General features: G+C 71.2%; 14 protein-coding genes and 1 rRNA gene. 3 read left to right on the top strand and 12 right to left on the bottom strand.

From position 1 onward, the window contains the following. Positions 1–276 (bottom strand): 16S ribosomal RNA (locus tag ACFU9P_RS11615); the annotation flags it as partial. Between the two features lie 738 nt (positions 277–1,014). On the opposite strand from ACFU9P_RS11615, the gene trpS reads away from it, so the two are divergent. Then, entirely contained in the window at positions 1,015–2,013 is a 999-nt protein-coding gene (trpS, locus tag ACFU9P_RS11620; RefSeq protein WP_384078984.1) for a tryptophan--tRNA ligase, read from the top strand. A gap of 105 nt (positions 2,014–2,118) precedes the next feature. On the opposite strand, the gene proC is transcribed toward trpS, so the two are convergent. From proC to ACFU9P_RS11650, 6 genes are all read right to left on the bottom strand, one after another. Continuing rightward, on the bottom strand, positions 2,119–2,928 hold the full coding sequence (gene proC, locus ACFU9P_RS11625; protein ID WP_384078987.1) for a pyrroline-5-carboxylate reductase: 810 nt from the start codon (positions 2,926–2,928) through the stop codon (positions 2,119–2,121). 135 nt (positions 2,929–3,063) lie between these two features. Further along, a complete protein-coding gene (locus tag ACFU9P_RS11630; protein ID WP_384078990.1) occupies positions 3,064–3,864 on the bottom strand; it encodes an ABC transporter permease in 801 nt (266 codons plus the stop codon). After that, entirely contained in the window at positions 3,861–4,631 is a 771-nt protein-coding gene (locus ACFU9P_RS11635) for an ABC transporter ATP-binding protein (RefSeq protein WP_384078992.1), read from the bottom strand. The genes ACFU9P_RS11630 and ACFU9P_RS11635 overlap by 4 nt, the downstream gene beginning before the upstream one ends. Before the next feature lie 167 nt (positions 4,632–4,798). Beyond that, on the bottom strand, positions 4,799–5,545 hold the full coding sequence (locus ACFU9P_RS11640) for a class I SAM-dependent methyltransferase (RefSeq protein ID WP_384078994.1): 747 nt from the start codon (positions 5,543–5,545) through the stop codon (positions 4,799–4,801). Between the two features lie 166 nt (positions 5,546–5,711). Next, positions 5,712–6,170 carry a hypothetical protein gene (locus ACFU9P_RS11645; RefSeq protein WP_384080003.1) on the bottom strand — a complete coding sequence of 153 codons (459 nt, stop codon included), beginning with the start codon at positions 6,168–6,170 and terminating at the stop codon, positions 5,712–5,714. Between the two features lie 172 nt (positions 6,171–6,342). Then, positions 6,343–6,669 (bottom strand): peptidase, encoded by a 327-nt coding sequence (locus ACFU9P_RS11650; protein ID WP_376384241.1) that lies wholly within the window; start codon positions 6,667–6,669, stop codon positions 6,343–6,345. A 123-nt stretch (positions 6,670–6,792) separates the two neighbouring features. Between ACFU9P_RS11650 and ACFU9P_RS11655 the strand changes: the two genes are divergently transcribed. Then, positions 6,793–9,123 (top strand): PQQ-binding-like beta-propeller repeat protein, encoded by a 2,331-nt coding sequence (locus ACFU9P_RS11655; protein ID WP_384078998.1) that lies wholly within the window; start codon positions 6,793–6,795, stop codon positions 9,121–9,123. Positions 9,124–9,250: 127 nt separating this feature from the next. Here ACFU9P_RS11655 and ilvD read toward each other — a convergent pair whose 3' ends face one another. From ilvD to ACFU9P_RS11675, 4 genes are all read right to left on the bottom strand, one after another. Further along, positions 9,251–11,101, bottom strand: a complete 1,851-nt coding sequence (ilvD, locus tag ACFU9P_RS11660; RefSeq protein WP_384079001.1) for a dihydroxy-acid dehydratase — start codon at positions 11,099–11,101, stop codon at positions 9,251–9,253. A 170-nt stretch (positions 11,102–11,271) separates the two neighbouring features. After that, positions 11,272–11,883 (bottom strand): TetR family transcriptional regulator, encoded by a 612-nt coding sequence (locus ACFU9P_RS11665; RefSeq protein ID WP_376384232.1) that lies wholly within the window; start codon positions 11,881–11,883, stop codon positions 11,272–11,274. 61 nt (positions 11,884–11,944) lie between these two features. After that, positions 11,945–12,961 (bottom strand): sugar phosphate isomerase/epimerase family protein, encoded by a 1,017-nt coding sequence (locus ACFU9P_RS11670; protein WP_384079003.1) that lies wholly within the window; start codon positions 12,959–12,961, stop codon positions 11,945–11,947. A 181-nt stretch (positions 12,962–13,142) separates the two neighbouring features. Then, positions 13,143–14,078 carry a Ppx/GppA family phosphatase gene (locus ACFU9P_RS11675; protein ID WP_384079006.1) on the bottom strand — a complete coding sequence of 312 codons (936 nt, stop codon included), beginning with the start codon at positions 14,076–14,078 and terminating at the stop codon, positions 13,143–13,145. Between the two features lie 40 nt (positions 14,079–14,118). Between ACFU9P_RS11675 and ACFU9P_RS11680 the strand changes: the two genes are divergently transcribed. After that, complete coding sequence (locus ACFU9P_RS11680; protein WP_384079009.1) at positions 14,119–14,970, top strand: hypothetical protein; 852 nt, start codon at positions 14,119–14,121, stop codon at positions 14,968–14,970. A gap of 49 nt (positions 14,971–15,019) precedes the next feature. On the opposite strand, the gene ACFU9P_RS11685 is transcribed toward ACFU9P_RS11680, so the two are convergent. Then, entirely contained in the window at positions 15,020–16,945 is a 1,926-nt protein-coding gene (locus ACFU9P_RS11685; protein ID WP_384079012.1) for a hypothetical protein, read from the bottom strand. Positions 16,946–16,972 lie beyond the last annotated feature (27 nt).

Here is a 16,972-nt window from a genome sequence, read left to right on the forward strand (position 1 = left end):
CGTCGTCGCCTTGGTAGGCCATCACCCCACCAACAAGCTGATAGGCCGCGGGCTCATCCTTCACCGCCGGAGCTTTCAACCCTCCCCCATGCAGGAGAAAGTGTTATCCGGTATTAGACCCCGTTTCCAGGGCTTGTCCCAGAGTGAAGGGCAGATTGCCCACGTGTTACTCACCCGTTCGCCACTAATCCACCCCGAAAGGCTTCATCGTTCGACTTGCATGTGTTAAGCACGCCGCCAGCGTTCGTCCTGAGCCAGGATCAAACTCTCCGTGAATGTGCACCGGTAATCCGGTATCACACACGAGAGCGGAACAGTACGGGAGGAATAATCCCGACTGTTCACAGCGTCCTCGCTGTGTTTTCTTCAAAGGAACCTCAACCTGCCGGAACAGTGTCCGACCGGTCGGGGTATCAACATATCTGGCGTTGACTTTTGGCACGCTGTTGAGTTCTCAAGGAACGGACGCTTCCTTTGTACTCACCCTCTCGGGCTTTCCTCCGGGCTTTTCCCTCCGGTCTTGCGTTCCTGACTCTATCAGATCCTTTCGGGCCTGATTCCCGGTCAGCGGGGCTTGTCTTCCCGGCCCTTCGGCCGTTCCGACGTTTCAAACTCTAGCGGTATCCAGGGCCTCGGCACCAATCGGGGCCGCGTTCCTTCGAACACCGGATTCCACATTCCGCGAGAACGCACGCAAAACAATGCGACCGGTCGCCGCACGTTTGTAGTGAATCCTGCGAAATACCGTCCGGGGACCGACTTGCGCCGGTACTCACGTCGGACAGCCCGGAGAACATTACGGATCCATGTTTGGCATGTCAACTTCGTGCGTCGAGCCGCTAGTCTGGAGGCATGACAGCGCATGCACACGTCCTTCAGTGGTGGCCCGCCTGACGGCGGCCGCCCGACATGTATGCGCTCAACGGCCGCCGCTCCGGCGGCCGTTTGTGTTTCTCCCCCTCCGGGAGTCCGGCCGCTGGGCGCGGTGGCTCCGATTCAGGAGGGTGAAGAGAGATGACGCGGGTCTTCAGCGGGATCAAGCCGACCGGGCATCTGACGCTGGGCAACTACCTCGGGGCCGTACGGCGGTGGGCCGAGGTGGAGCAGTACGAGACCGAGGCGCTGTTCTGTGTGGTGGATCTGCATGCGCTGACCGTCGAACACGATCCGGCCCGGGTACGCAGACTCAGTCGTCAGGCCGCCAGTCTGCTGCTGGCGGCCGGGCTCGATCCGGCGCTGTGCACCGTATTCGTACAGAGCCATGTGGATGAGCACACGCGGCTCTCGTATCTGCTGGAGTGCACGGCCACCGACGGGGAGCTGCGGCGCATGATCCAGTACAAGGAGAAGAGCGCGCGGGCGCGGGTGTCGGGGGACGGGGTGCGGTTCTCGCTGCTGTCGTATCCGGTGCTGATGGCCGCGGACATCCTCGCGTACCGGGCCGACGAGGTGCCGGTCGGTGACGATCAGACCCAGCATGTGGAGCTGACCCGCGATCTCGCGGTGCGGTTCAACCAGCGGTACGGGCACACCTTCACCGTGCCGAAGGCGACCCGGCCGCCGGTGGCCGCGCGGGTGATGGACCTTCAGGACCCGCTGTCGAAGATGGGGAAGTCCCATGAGGCCGGCGCCGGGATCGTCTATCTGCTGGACGACGCCGATGTGGTGCGGAAGAAGATCATGCGGGCCGTCACGGACAGCGGGCGGGAGGTCGCGTACGACCGGGAGGACCGGCCGGGGGTGGCGAATCTGCTGGAGATTCTGGCGGCCTGCGAGAACGGGGACCCGGGCGAGCTGGCCGGTGCGTACGAGTCGTACGGCGCGCTCAAGAAGGACACCGCGGAGGCGGTGGTCGAGTTGCTGCGGCCGTTGCGGAAGCGGCACGCGGCGCTGGCGGCGGATCCCGGTTATGTGGACGGCGTGCTGAGGGAGGGGGCTGAGCGGGCCAGGGGGATGGCGCGGCCGGTGGTCGACTCGGCGTATCGCGCGATGGGGCTGCTCCCGGTCGGCTGAACCGTAACCGTATGGGCGCCGCCGGGCCCGCGTACCCCGGCGCCCGCGTGACGCCGCCGGTCAGTCGGCCCGCGGCGGCTCAGCCGGTGCCGGACGTCTGCCGACTCAGCCGGTGCCGGTGGCCAGGGCTCGGCTGCGGTCGCGGGCCGCTTCGATGGCGGCGATGAGGGCTGCTCGTACCCCGTGGTTCTCCAGCTCCCGGATGGCGTTGATGGTGGTGCCCGCCGGGGAGGTGACGGCCTCGCGGAGCTTGACCGGGTGCTCACCGCTGTCGCGCAGCATGATGGCGGCGCCCAGGGCGGACTGGACGATCAGCTCATGGGCCTGGGCGCGGGGCAGGCCGAGGAGGATGCCGGCGTCGGTCATGGCCTCGACGAGGAAGTAGAAGTACGCCGGGCCCGAGCCGGAGAGGGCGGTGGCGGCGTCCTGCTGGGACTCGGGGACGCGGAGGGTCTTGCCGACGCCGCCGAAGATCTCCTCGGCGTGGGCGAGATGGGTGGCGAGGGCATGGCTGCCGGCGGAGATGACGGACATGCCCTCGTCGACCAGGACGGGGGTGTTGGGCATGACCCGTACGACCGGGGTGCCGTTGGCCAGCCGCTCTTCGATGAACGACGTGGGGATGCCGGCGGCGGCGCTGATGATCAGGCGGTCGGCGGTGACATGGGGGGCCAGCTCGTCGAGGAGCCTGCCCATGTCCTGGGGCTTGACGGCGAGGATGAGGATGTCGGCGCGCTTGGCGGCGTCGGCGTTGGTGACGATCTCCACGCCGTACCGGCTGCGGATCTCCTCCGCGCGCTCGGTGCGGCGGGTGGTGGCCAGCAGGTCGGCGGGGCGCCATCCGGCCCTGATCATGCCGCTGAGCAGGGCCTCGCCGATCTTTCCGGTGCCGAGGACTGCGACTGTCTGGGGCATTGCGGGGTCACCTCGCCGGTGGGAATGAGTACATCTGTCGTTCGCGTCCCATCCTCGCACCGGGGTCGGACAGCGGGGGTGCGGTGTCCGAGGGGCGGTACGGCGTGGCGGTGCGCGGCCCGCGCCGGGCGCGCTCTATGCCGTACGGCGACGGAGGGTCGCCGCGCCCAGGGCCAGGACGAGTACGGCGCAGCCCGCGACGATCAGGGTGTCGCGCACGAAGTCGCCGGTGATGTCGGGGTGGCGCAGGACCTCGTTCATGCCGTCGACGGCGTACGACATGGGCAGGACGTCCGAGATCGCCTCAAGGACGGGCTGCATGGCCGGGCGCGGGGTGAACAGGCCGCAGAGGAGAAGCTGCGGAAAGATCACCGCGGGCATGAACTGGACCGCCTGGAACTCGGAGGCGGCGAAGGCGGAGACGAAGAGGCCGAGAGCCGTGCCGAGCAGGGCGTCGAGCAGCGCGACGAGCAGCAGGAGCCAGGCCGATCCGACGACCTCCAGACCGAGGGCCCAGACGGCGAGGCCGGTGGCGAGGGCGGACTGGACGATGGCGAGGAGGCCGAAGGCCAGGGCGTATCCGGCGATCAGGTCGACCTTGCCGAGGGGCATGGCGAGCAGACGTTCGAGCGTGCCGGAGGTGCGTTCGCGCAGGGTGGCGATCGAGGTGACCAGGAACATCGTGATCAGCGGGAAGATGCCGAGGAGCGAGGCACCGATGGCGTCGAAGGTGCGTGGGCTGCCGTCGAAGACGTACCGGAGCAGGAAGAGCATCACGCACGGGACGAGGATCATCAGGGCGATCGAGCGCGGGTCGTGGCGGAGCTGGCGGAGTACGCGGGCGGCGGTGGCGAGAGTGCGGGCCGCGGAGACGGGAGCGGGCGCGGGCGCGGCGGTGGCCGTGGCCGACGGCGCGGCCGGGGTCCTGGTGTTCATCGGGCGCTCTCCTGGAGTGCGTTGGCCTGGTCGACGAGGTGGAGGAAGGCCGCTTCGACGGTCTCGGAGCCGGTACGGGCGCGCAGGGCGTCCGGGGTGTCGTCGGCGAGGATCCCGCCGTCGCGCATGAGCAGGAGCCGGTGGCAGCGTTCGGCCTCGTCCATGACATGGGAGGAGACGAGGATCGTGGCGGCGCGCTCGGCGGCGATGCGGTGGAAGAGGTCCCACAGGTCGCGGCGGAGTACGGGGTCGAGGCCGACGGTCGGTTCGTCGAGGACGAGGAGTTCGGGGGTGCCGAGGAGGGCGACGGCGAGGGAAACCCGGCTGCGCTGACCGCCGGAGAGCCGGCCGGCGAGCGCGTCGGCGTGGGAGGCGAGGTCGACGTCGGTGATGGCGCGGGTGACGGTTTCGGCGCGGGCGTCGCGGCGGGCGCGGCCGGGGTCGAGTACGGCGGCGAAGTAGTCGAGGTTCTGACGGACCGTCAAGTCGTCGTAGACGGAGGGCGCCTGGGTGACATAGCCGATCCGGGCGCGGAGCGCGGCGTCGCCGGCGGGCCGGCCGAGGACATCGAGGGTGCCGGTGACCTTGGCCTGGGTGCCGACGACGGCGCGCATCAGGGTGGACTTGCCGCAGCCGGAGGGGCCGAGCAGGCCGGTGATCTGGCCGGGCGGTACGGAGAAGTCGAGGCCGCGGAGGACGGTGCGGTCGCCTCGTAGGACGGTGAGGCCGTGCGCACGGATGGCGGCGGCCCCGATGGAATTCATCATGTGATGAATAATCGGGGTCGCTGGGCGGCGACGTCAAGCGGCGGGGACGGGCTGCTGTCTGTCGGCTGGGGCTTTGGGCTGGGGCTTTGGGTTCGGGCTTTGGGCTCGGGCTTTGGGCTCGGGCTTTGGGCCGCGGACGTCCGCTGCGAACGTCCGCTGGGGACGTCCTAGAAGCGGCGAGCGACGATCAGTTCCACGGCGTATGCCTCCTCGACGAGGCCGTCGGGGAAGACCCTGAGCAGTTCGGCGCGCTCGTCGGCGAGGAAGCGGGCCGTACGGTCCTCGCCGAGCATCCGGAAGACCGAGTGGGTGGCGAGGTTGTCTAGGTGCGTGTCGAGGGTGACCCGCCGGGTCCAGGGCAGCCGGCGCTCCGCGAAGCGCAGCCCGTCCGGCAGATGGCGGTCGGGGCGGGCGGTGCCGTGGGCACCATGGGCGCCGTCGTGGGCGTGGCGGCGGATACGTTCGTCCTGGGCGGCGATCCAGGGCACTTCGGCGTCCGAGATGTTCCACCAGAGGGCGAGCGCGCCGCCCGGCGCGAGGACGCGCAGGGCCTCGGGGAGGGAGCGGTCCCGGTCGGTCCAGTGCCAGGACTGGGCGTACGTGATGAGGTCGGCGGAGCCGTCGGCGAGGGGCAGGGCGTCGCCGGAGCCCCGGACGAGCGGGACGTCGGGGAGGGCGCGGTGGAGCCGGGCAGCCATGCCGGGGCCGGGCTCCACGGCGACGACCCTGGCGCCGCGTTCGCGCAGGAGACGGGTGGCGATCCCCGTACCGGCGCCCACGTCGACGACGCGGGAGCCGTGGAGGGGGCGGGCGGTGAGGGCTTCGACGGCGTCGAAGAGGGCGGGCGGGTAGCTGGGGCGGGAGTTGTCGTACTGGTCGGCGACGGCGTCGAAGGAGAGGGCGCGATTGGTCATGCGTCCATCCTGACGACGCGGGGCGTCGGGGCGGGGGCGTGGTGGTTCGCCGGGGCCGGCCGGCTGCCGGTTTGTCCTCAATCGCCGGACGGGCTTGATTTGTCCGGGCGAACGGGCTTGGCGCAGTTGCCGGACGGGCTTGGCTCAGCCGCCGGACCGGCTTGGATCAATCGTTGGACGGGCTTGGCTTGGGCGCGCGGGACTTTTCGTACTCTCGGCGGCGTAGTGACTCGCCCGGGGCCTCCTTCAGGGAGCGGAGGAAGTAGGCCGTCAGGGAGCCGATGAAGCCGATCGTCATCGCGCCGCGCAGGGATTCGTCGCGGTCGGGGTCGGACGGGCGGCGGAGGTAGCCGTCCCAGGTGCGGCGGAAGGCGATCGCGCCGCACACTCCGAACATCACCACGACCAGCCAGCGCAAAAAGCCGCCCACCTTCGCGGACTCCAGTCCCTCGTACGCGAAGCGGAGGACGAGGCAGGCGGCGACGGTGGCGGCGAGCGAGCCGAAGGAGACCGCTATACGCCGTGCCGGGTAACCGCGGTCGTGGGCGAGCCAGCTCGTACCGAAGAAACGGATCGCCTCGGGCTCGGGGCCACCGCGGCCACGGCCGCCGTCATCGGCGTCCACGGCCGCGACGGCCCCGGCGTGTCCCTGCTGCTCGCGCGGTTCTCGCTGTGCGCGCTGTTCGTACTGCTTGTGCTGCTCGCGCTGTTCGGAGTGATCGCTCACGGGCCGATTATCCCCGTGCTATTCCCGTGCGCGATTCACCCCGGCGTGAGCATCGGTAACGGAAGGGGCATCAGGTGCAGCGGACGGTGATATAGCCGTCGCTGCCCGTGTGCACATAAGCGTCCGACACATACTGGCCGTTGGCGATGTTGTCCCAGATGTTGGTGGTGCCGTAAGGACCGGTTACCCATTCCCCCGGCTTCTGGCAGTTGATCGGGACGCTCGCGCCATAGGCGAGCACCCTCACGAGCTGGTAGTTCGTACCCGGGCCGCTGCGCACATTCACCCGATAGCCCGGCGCGATCGGATAGCGTGTGGCACCGGTCGACTGCACCGCCGCCTGCGCTTCCACCTCCGCGACATTCTCCGCCGCGTTCTCAACCTCTTCGACTGCCATTCGGTCCTCCCCCATTGAAGGTGCACAATCTGCTCGGCAGGCTAGCAACCGATGGCTGGATCGCACGCATCATCGACTAGGCTCCGTGCGTCGCGCTCGCGCACGAATACACGGGGGTGGGCGATGCCACCACTGCGCCATACCGGGTCGGCCCCGGAAGCGGAACGTCCGGAATACGCCGGTCACTACCTGCTCGAAGCTGCCCTGGGATCGGGCGGCATGGGGGTGGTCCATCTCGCCACCTCCGCTTCCGGGTTGCGGCTCGCCGTCAAGGTCATCCACACCAACCACGCTTCGGATCCGGAGTTCAGAGCCCGGTTCCGCCAGGAGGTCGCCGCCGCGCGCAGAGTGAGCGGGGCGTTCACCGCGCCCGTCGTGGACGCGGATCCGGAGGCGGAACGGCCCTGGATGGCAACGCTGTTCATCGACGGGCCGACGCTTTCCGAGCGGGTGAAGCGGAACGGGCCGATGAACGCCACGGAATTGTTCCGGCTCGGCGCCGGACTCGCCGAAGGTCTGCGGGACATCCACCGGGCCGGAGTGGTGCACCGCGATCTCAAACCGAGCAATGTCCTATTGGCGCCGGACGGCCCCAAGGTCATCGACTTCGGTATCTCGCGCCCTACGGACAGTGATCTGCGGACGGAGACGGGCAAGCTGATCGGCACTCCGCCGTTCATGGCGCCCGAGCAGTTCCAGCGGCCGCGTGAAGTCGGGCCCGCCGCCGATGTGTTCGCGATGGGCGCGGTGCTCGTTCACGCGGCGACCGGGCGCGGGCCCTTCGACTCGGACAGCCCGTACATCGTGGCGTATCAAGTCGTCCACAACGAGCCGGACTTGGCGGGGGTTCCGGCGAGCCTGCTGCCCCTGGTCAGCCGGTGTCTGGCGAAGGATCCGGCGGAACGGCCCACGCCGGACGAACTGATGTCCGCGCTGCGGGCGCCGGCGCACGACACCGGGGAGATACGGGGCGTACGGCCGCTCGTACCGGCGCCGCGGCGAGGGCCCGGGCCGGCCGGCGGCGAGGATCCGGACTCCACGCACCACTCCGGGCCGGACGCCGTCGGGGGTGACGAGTCCGGGTCTCTTACGACGCGGCTCAGGGCGGGACGGACCGCGACGGCCGACGCGGCCTCGGCCGCGTCGGCGACCCCAGCCGACAAGGACGCTTCGGACACTCCGGCTGCGCCGGGTGCCCCGGAGCGCTCCGCCGACCCGATCCCCAACCGTCGCTTCCCGCACGCCCGTTGGCTCGCGGCCGGGGTGGCGGTGGTGGCACTGGTCGTGGCCGGTTTCATCGGGGTACAGGGCGCGGGCGACGACACCGCGCCCTCGGCACCGCGCACGGACCGGGTCGACGAGGCGTCCCGCCCCTGGACCGCCCTGCTGGGCACCGGCAAGGGCGCGAACCGTATGCCCGTCTGCTCCGCCGGGGGCGCCGCTGTCTACTGCACGGCCCCCGGCCTCAAGGCCGCCCGGCTCGGCGCCACGGACGGCAGAATCGATTGGTCGGTGAAGGACGGCCGCGCCACGACCGACGCCGACGCGGGCGCGGCTCCCGTCCTCTCCGGCGGTCTGCTGCATGTCATCACACCCGGCGGCGGCCGACTGGAGGCGCTGGACCCGGACTCGGGTGACAGGCGCTGGGACGTCGACGTCTCCTCGTACGCCACGGTCCGGCACACCGCCGACGCCGTGCTGCTCGTCTCGTACGACGGGCTGGTACGGGCGCTGGACAGCTCGACCGGCGCCGAGCGCTGGGAGGCGCGGCGCGGCGGGACCGGTTCGGTGTGGACGGCGGGGAGCGGCGCCGAGGGCCCGCTGTTCGCCGTGACGCCGTCGCCGGACGGGACGGCCACCGAGGTGAGTGCCGTCGATCCGGCGGACGGGGCGCCGCTGTGGGAGGAGCGGCTGCCCGGGACGCTGACCCCGGCGGGCGCCTCGGACGACGCGCTGTTCCTGCTCTCCAGCGGCACCAATGACATGACGAACGCGGTCGTACGGCTCGATGCCTCGGACCGTGCGGTACGGCGTGTCCCGCTGCCCTCGCCGGTCGACCAGGCCCAGGCGACCGTGGCCGGTGACATGGTCTATGTGGTCGGCTACACGGGTTCGCTGGTCGCGGTCGACATGAGTGCCGACGGGAGTACCGACGGCAGTGCCGACGGGGCCGCCCCTGGCCAGCGGTGGCGGCTGGAGACCTCGGTCACCCGGGCGTCGCGCCCCACGGCCGCCGGGAAGTGGCTCTTCATCAGCGCGGGCGACGGGCGGCTGCTCGCCGTGGACTCCGGGAGCGGCGTGCTGGTGGGACAGACCAAGCCGCGGATGGGCGAGGGGCGCGACACGCTGTCGGGGGCGCTGCCGACGCCGGTGACCGTGGCGGGCAAGGTCCTCGCGAGCGCGCCGGACGGATCGGTCTTCGCGGTCGACAGCCGGGACCCCGCGCGCTGGTGACGCTTCGTACTTCCGGGTGGAAGCCGTGCGCCCCGGGTCCCTGAGCGGGATCCGGGGCGCGCGATCGTTTCCGTACGGTCGTTTCGTATGACGATGTGCGATACGTACGAGAGCCTGAGAGCCGTACTCAGCCCAGCCGGGTCACGTCCCGCACCGCGCCCTTGTCCGCGCTCGTCGCCATCGCCGCGTACGCGCGCAGCGCCACCGAGACCTTGCGGTTGCGGGCGGCCGGTGCGTACACCCCGTTCAGCGCCTCGCGACGGGCCGTCAACTCGTCCTCGGGGACGAGGAGTTCGATCGTACGGTCCGGGATGTCGATCCGGATCCGGTCGCCGTCGTGGACCAGCGCGATCGTGCCGCCCGACGCCGCCTCGGGCGAGGCATGGCCGATCGAGAGGCCCGACGTACCGCCCGAGAAGCGGCCGTCGGTGACCAGCGCGCAGGACTTTCCGAGGCCACGGCCCTTCAGATACGAGGTCGGGTAGAGCATTTCCTGCATACCGGGGCCACCGCGCGGACCTTCATACCGGATGACGATCACATCGCCCTCGGTGATCTCCTTGCGCAGGATCTTCTCCACGGCGTCCTCCTGCGATTCGCAGACGACGGCCGGGCCCTCGAAGGTCCAGATCGACTCGTCGACGCCCGCCGTCTTCACGACACAGCCGTCGACGGCGAGATTGCCCTTGAGGACCGCCAGTCCGCCGTCCTTGGAGTAGGCGTGGGCGACATCGCGGATGCAGCCGTTCGCGGCGTCCGTGTCGAGCGTGTCCCAGCGCTCGGACTGCGAGAAGGCCTCGGCGGAGCGGACACAGCCGGGGGCCGCGTGCCACAGCTCGACGGCCTCGTCGGAGGGGGTGCCGCCGCGCACGTCCCAGGTGTCGAGCCAGTCCTTGATGCCCGTCGAGTGGACGGTGTGCACGTCCTCGTTGAGCAGCCCGCCGCGGTACAGCTCGCCGAGGATGGCGGGGATGCCGCCCGCCCGGTGGACGTCCTCCATGTAGTACGTGCCGCCGGGGGCGACGTTCGGCGCGACCTTGGCCAGGCAGGGGACGCGGCGCGAGACGGCGTCGATGTCGGCGAGACCGTACTCCAGCTCGGCCTCCTGGGCGGCGGCGAGCAGATGGAGGATGGTGTTGGTCGAGCCGCCCATGGCGATGTCGAGCGCCATGGCGTTGTCGAAGGCCGCGCGCGTGGCGATGCTGCGCGGCAGGACGGAATCGTCGTCCTGCTCGTAGTACCGCTTGGTGATCTCGACGACCGTACGGCCCGCGTTCTCGTACAGCGCCTTGCGGGCGGTGTGCGTGGCGAGCACCGAGCCGTTGCCGGGCAGCGAGAGGCCGATGGCCTCGGTCAGGCAGTTCATCGAGTTGGCGGTGAACATGCCGGAACAGGAGCCGCAGGTCGGGCAGGCGTTCTCCTCGATACGGAGGATGTCCTCGTCCGAGACGCTCTCGTTGACGGCGTCGGAGATCGCGTTGATCAGGTCGAGCTTGCGGACCGTACCGTCCACGAGGGTGGCCTGGCCGGCCTCCATGGGGCCGCCGGAGACGAAGACCGTGGGGATGTTGAGGCGCATCGCGGCCATCAGCATGCCGGGGGTGATCTTGTCGCAGTTGGAGATGCAGATCAGCGCGTCCGCGCAGTGCGCCTCGACCATGTACTCGACGGAGTCGGCGATCAGATCGCGGGACGGCAGGGAGTAGAGCATCCCGCCGTGGCCCATCGCGATGCCGTCGTCGACGGCGATGGTGTTGAACTCGCGCGGCACGGCGCCGGCGGCCTTGATCGCCTCGGAGACGATCCGGCCGACCGGGGCGAGGTGGGTGTGGCCGGGCACGAACTCGGTGAAGGAGTTGGCCACCGCGACGATCGGCTTGCCGATGTCCGCGCTCGCTACGCCCGACGCCCGCATCAGGGCGCGGGCGCCCGCCATATTGCGGCCGTGGGTGACAGTGCGGGACCTCAGCTCGGGCATCGTCGCTCGCTCCTTCAGCGGATCCTTCGGCGGATATGGCTGTGTCAGAGCCTACGCCCAGGCTCCAAGATCTGGACGCGTCGTCCGGTATACGGACCTCGGGTATGGCCGTTTCGGTATGGCCGTTTCGGTGTGGCCACCGTTGTGGCCGCCAAGGCTGCTCAGGCCCCTCAGGCCTCGGTCAAGTACCGCTGGAGCGTGGGCGCCACCATCGCGACGATCGCCTCGCTGTCCGCCGAGGCCAGCGGCTCCGCCTTGATCACATACCGGAGGAACGCGATGCCGATCATGTGCGAGGCGGCCAGTTCGGCGCGGAAGGTCGGATCCGGTACGTCCAGCTCCTCCGCGATCCGCTCCAGCACCCGGCGCAGCACGAACGTACGCAGCACCTTCGCCGCCGTCTCGTTCGTCAGCGCGGAACGGATGATCGCGAGCAGCGGGGCCCGGGTCACGGGGTTCTCCCAGACGCCGATGAAGTAGCGGGCGAGCCGCTCCCCGATGCCCTCCGGACCGCCCGCCAGCATGGTGGGCACCACCAGGGCCGGTTCGAAGGAGACCTCGACGGCCGCCTCGAAGACATCGTCCTTCGTACCGAAGTAGTGGTGGACGAGCGCGGGGTCGACGGCCGCGGCCTTGGCGATGCCGCGGATCGAGGTCTTGTCGTACCCGCGTGCGGCGAACTCCGCACGGGCCGCTTCAAGGATCTTCTGCCGGGCGCTGGGGCCGGTGTCGGAGTCCTTGCGGGCGGGGCGGCCGCGGCGGCGCGGTGCCGTACCGGTCATGAAGTGGTACCGATCGTGGTCGTGGGGGTGAGACGGGCGGTGGTACGGGGGTCGGTACGGGTCATGAGGGGCGCGCTCCGGAGGCGCCGGGCGTACGGGACTCACGCGCCGCGGACGCGCCTCCTGAAGCGGGCGCGCCTCCGGAAGCGGACGCGCCTCCGGAGGCAGACACACTCCCCGAGGCAGACGCTCCACCGGAGGCAGAAGCACCGCTGGAGGCGGACGCTCCGCCCGAGGCCGCCGGTGCTTTCGCGTCGAGCGGGGCCGACGTCCCGGACCGCGCGAGGTGCAGCCGTGTGAAGGCCAGCGCCTCCGCCAGGTCCGCCTCGCGCTCCGCCGCGGACATCGCCCGGCGGGTATTGACCTCGATCACCACATGGCCGCCGTACGCGTTGGCCGCCAGCCGTTCCAGCAGTTCGGCGCACGGCTGCGTGCCCCGGCCCGGTACGAGGTGCTCGTCCTTCGCCGAACCCTTGCCGTCCGCGAGATGCACATGCCCAAGCCGGTCGCCCATCCGGTCGATCATGGCCATGGCGTCGGTGCGGGCGGTCGCGGTGTGCGAGAGGTCGACCGTGAAGTGGCGGTAGTCGTCCTTGGTGACGTCCCAGTCGGGCGCGTACGCGAGCATCTCGCGGTCCCGGTACCGCCACGGGTACATGTTCTCGACGGCGAACCGTACGTCCGTCTCCCCCGCCATCCGCCAGATGCCGGTGACGAAGTCCCGTACGTACTGCCGCTGCCAGCGGAAGGGCGGATGGACCACCACCGCCGAGGCACCGAGCCGCTCGGCCGCCGACCGCGCCCGCTGGAGCTTCACCCACGGGTCGGTCGACCAGACCCGCTGGGTGATCAGCAGACAGGGCGCGTGGATGGCGAGAACCGGCACCTGGTGATAGTCGGACAGGCGGCGGAGCGCCTCGATGTCCTGGCTGACCGGATCGGTCCAGACCATGATCTCGACACCGTCGTACCCCAGGCGCGCGGCGATCTCGAAGGCGGTCGCCGTGGACTCCGGATAGACCGAGGCCGTCGACAGGGCGACCTTCGTTTCCGGGACCCGCGCCACTGGTTCTGCCACGGAGACAGCGTAAGGGCACCTTCTGGTCCGCCGTGAGCCGATCGGGCCCGCATGCAGGTCGTCGGGGGTCCCGGGGCCTCGTGACAGAGCCTGCCTCCAGGTCGTCGTCGGGACAGCCTGCTTCCAGGCCGTCGCTTCCAGGCCGTCGGCGGGACAGCCTGCCTTACGTCTCGTCCTGCCTTTACGTCATCGTCGGGAGCTGGTCGAGTCTGCGCAGGATGATGCCCTCGCGCAGCGCCCACGGGCAGATCTCCACGACCTCGATCCCGAACAGGTCCATCGCGCCCTCCGCCACCAGCGCCCCCGCCACGAGCTGGGGCGACCTGTCCTCGGACACACCGGGCAGCCCGGCGCGCTGGGCCGCGGTCATCGCGGCCAGCTTGGGGACCCACTCCTCCAGTGACGTACGGCTCAGCTCGCGCTGTACGTACAGGCCGTCGGCCGAACGTGCCGCCCCGGCGAGGCGCGCGAGCTGCCGGAAGGTCTTGGACGTCGCCACCACATGGTCGGGTGCGCCGAACCGGGCGAATTCGCCGACCGTACGGGCGATCTGGGCGCGTACATGGCGGCGCAGGGCCTTCACATCGACCGGGTCGGGCGGATCGCCGGGCAGCCAGGCGCCGGTCAGCCGGCCGGCGCCGAGGGGCAGGGACACCGCGGCGTCCGGCTCCTCGTCGATGCCGTACGCGATCTCCAGGGAGCCGCCGCCGATGTCCAGGACCAGCAGTTTTCCGGCGGACCAGCCGAACCAGCGGCGGGCGGCGAGAAAGGTGAGACGGGCCTCCTCCTCGCCGGTGAGCACCTCCAGGTCCACACCGGTCTCGCTCTTGACACGCCCGAGGACCTGATCGGCGTTGGTGGCCTCCCGTACGGCTGAGGTCGCGAAGGGCAGGACGTCCTCGCAGCCCTTGTCCTCGGCGGCCTGGAGCGCGTCGGCGATCGTCGCGACGAGCCGGTCGACGCCCTCGGGGCCGATGGCGCCGTCCGCGTCGAGCAGTTCGGCGAGCCGCAGCGCGGCCTTGTGCGAGTGCGCGGGCAGCGGGCGGGCGCCGCGGTGGGCGTCCACCGCCAGGAGATGAACGGTGTTCGAACCGACATCGAGGACTCCGAGTCTCATGAACCGAACGCTACTGCGACCGCGCGCATACGCTGGACCTGTGCCAAAGACGAAAAAGGCGAAGCCGGGCAAAGCCAAGCGCCCGAACCCACATGTTCCGGTGTCCCCCTCCGGGCACGGCCCGGACTCCGACGAGAAGGGTCTGGACTTCGCCCGTGCCTGGGTCGAATTCCCCGATCCCGCCGACGAGGACCAGGTCTTCCGCTGTGATCTGACCTGGCTCACCTCGCGGTGGGCGTGCATCTTCGGCAGCGGCTGCCAGGGCATCCAGGCGGGCCGCGCCGACGACGGCTGCTGCACGCTGGGCGCGCACTTCTCCGACGAGGACGACGAGAAGCGGGTCGCCGGGCATGTGGCGCGCCTCACCCCGGAGCTGTGGCAGTTCCACGGCGAGGGGACGACGGGCGGCGGCTGGACGCAGACCGACGAGGACGGTGAGCGCCAGACGCGGCGCTGGAAGGGCTCCTGCATCTTCCAGAACCGCCCCGGTTTCGCGGGCGGGGCCGGCTGTTCGCTGCACATCCTGGCGCTGCGCGAGGGGCGTGAGCCGCTGGAGACGAAGCCGGACGTGTGCTGGCAGTTGCCGGTGCGGCGGACGTACGACTGGATCGAGCGGCCCGACGACACGCGGGTGCTGCGGGTGTCGATCGGTGAGTACGACCGGCGTGGCTGGGGTCCCGGCGGCCACGATCTGCACTGGTGGTGCACGTCGGCGACCTCGGCGCACGGGGCGGGCGATCCGGTGTTCCGGACGTACCGGCCGGAGCTGACGGAGCTGATGGGCAAGGCGGCGTACGACGAGCTGGTGGAGCTGTGCGAGCGGCGCATGGCGAGCGAACTCCCGCTGGTGGCACCGCATCCGGCGGATCCGGCGGACGCGCCGCGGGCGTAGGTACGGCTCCGGGTCCGGGTCCGGGCCTGGTCCTGGGCCTGGGCGGTTTTCAGGCGGGGGTGCCCGGTGACGGGTCCGCCGCGCTCGGTGCGGGAGATCCCGGGGCGCCCGGGTCGGAGGGGCCCGGGTCCTGCGGTGTGGGGTCGCCGGGGGCCGTCGGTGTCGGGTCTCCCGGGATGGGGCCGGGGTGCGTGGGACCCGTGGTCGGATCTTTTGTGGGGTCCTGAGTCGGGTTCCCGGTCGGGTTGCCGTCCGGGTCCGTGGGGCGCGGCCGGGACGGTCCGCCGGGAGTGGGGCGGCCCGGGTGGTGGCCGGGGCCGGGCGGGCGGTCCGTGGACGGCGGCCTGGAGCCGTGACCGTAGATCTTCACCACCGAGCCCGCCGGGCGCAGCGCGATCCCCGCGCTCCAGGGCCCCGGCGGTTCGCGCCGGCGGTCCACGGACACCCGGATCGTGTACGACTCGCCGGGGGCGAGCGTGCCGTGGTGGCGGCTCAGCCTGAGCCAGGGCTCGGTGGCGCGCGCGGACCAGGCGACCGGGGCGCCGCCGGACGCCCTGAGCGTGATCAGTGTCGTACGGCCGTCCGGTCTCGCCTCAACGGTGATACGGCCGGAAACGGGCTGCCACAGGCTCGCCGAGGCCACCGTCGTACCGTCGCCGACGACCTCGACGACGAGGGAGTCCGGGGTGTCGCCGGGGTCGGCGGCGCCTCCGGTGTGCGGGTGGCTCCTGTCGTGCCCGTACGCCCGCCGCTCCGGCTCCTCGGCGCCGATGGCGGGGTCTGCGGGGTCGGCGGTGGGCGCACTCCGGTACGCGGTCCCGAGCGCGAGCAGGGGCGCGGCGACGACGGTGGCGACGACGGTGCTGGTCACCGCCCGTGCCCGCAGCCGCTCCCGGCGCGCCGCCTGCTCCTTGGGATCCAGCGGAAACCCGTCCCGCCCGAACCGCGGCCCCACCCCCCGGCCCCTGGGGGCGCGGGCGGCGGCGATGTACGCGGCGGTCCTGGGCGCCTCGACGAGGGGCAGCGGCCCCGGGGAGACGGCCAGGGCGGAGGAGGCGGCAGCGCCGGAAGGAATCGTTTCGCCAGGTGAGACGGGCGAGGAGGGTGGGTCGGCGGGGGCGGAGGCGCAGGGTGAGCCGAGGGCGTCGGGCGGGTGGGGCGCACCAGGGCCGGCCGCACCGACTGCGTCCGGCGCGCCCAGTGCCGCCGGCTGGGTGTGTGAGCCCGGCCACGGGCCCGCCGCTTCCGCGCGTTCGGCTGCTCGGCGGCAGCGGGGGCAGTCGTCCACATGGCGGACCAGTTCGCGGCGGAGCGCGGCGGACAGGCGTACCTCGCTGTCGCCGGTGAGACGGGCGACCGACGGGCAGTCGCCGGTGGCGACCACGGCCAGTGCCGCGCGGGTGCGTTCCACCTCGCAGGCGGCGGAGGAGAGGAGTTCGCGGGCGGCCGTCGGTCGCATGGACAGGACGGCGGCGACCTCGCGCGCGCCGAGCCGGTGCCGTACCGCCAGTTCCAGGACCTCGCGCTGCTCCGGGCTCGTACCGGCAGCCTCGGGCCAGGCCAGCAGGGCGAGGTCACGCCGGCGGCGTGCGGCGGTCTCGGGCGCGACTTCGGCCGCCGGAGCGGGCGCCGGCGCGCGCTGACCCGAATGCGCCCCCGGGCGCTCGCGGCGCCGTTCCGCCAGCATCCGCAGACACGCCCAGCGGGCCAGCGCGTACAGCCACACCTTGCGCTCCCCCGCCTCCGAGGGGCACCGGCCGTGCTGCCGCTCGGAGACCGACAGGACCGCGCCGAGGGCCTCGGTCGCCGCGTCGTGGTCGCAGAGCACGGAGAGGCAGTACGTGAACAGGCCGTCCAGATGGGGTTCGTACCGCTCGTACCGCGCGGAAGGGCGCCGCGCCGTCGAACGGACCGCTCGACGGGGCGCGCGATGTGCGCCGGTGGTGTGCGAGAAGGATTCGGAGCTACTGCTCATCACCCGGCGACGGTAGACAGCGCGGCC

The sequence above is a fragment of the Streptomyces sp. NPDC057617 genome (genome assembly GCF_042800555.1).
Lineage (GTDB): Bacteria > Actinomycetota > Actinomycetes > Streptomycetales > Streptomycetaceae > Streptomyces.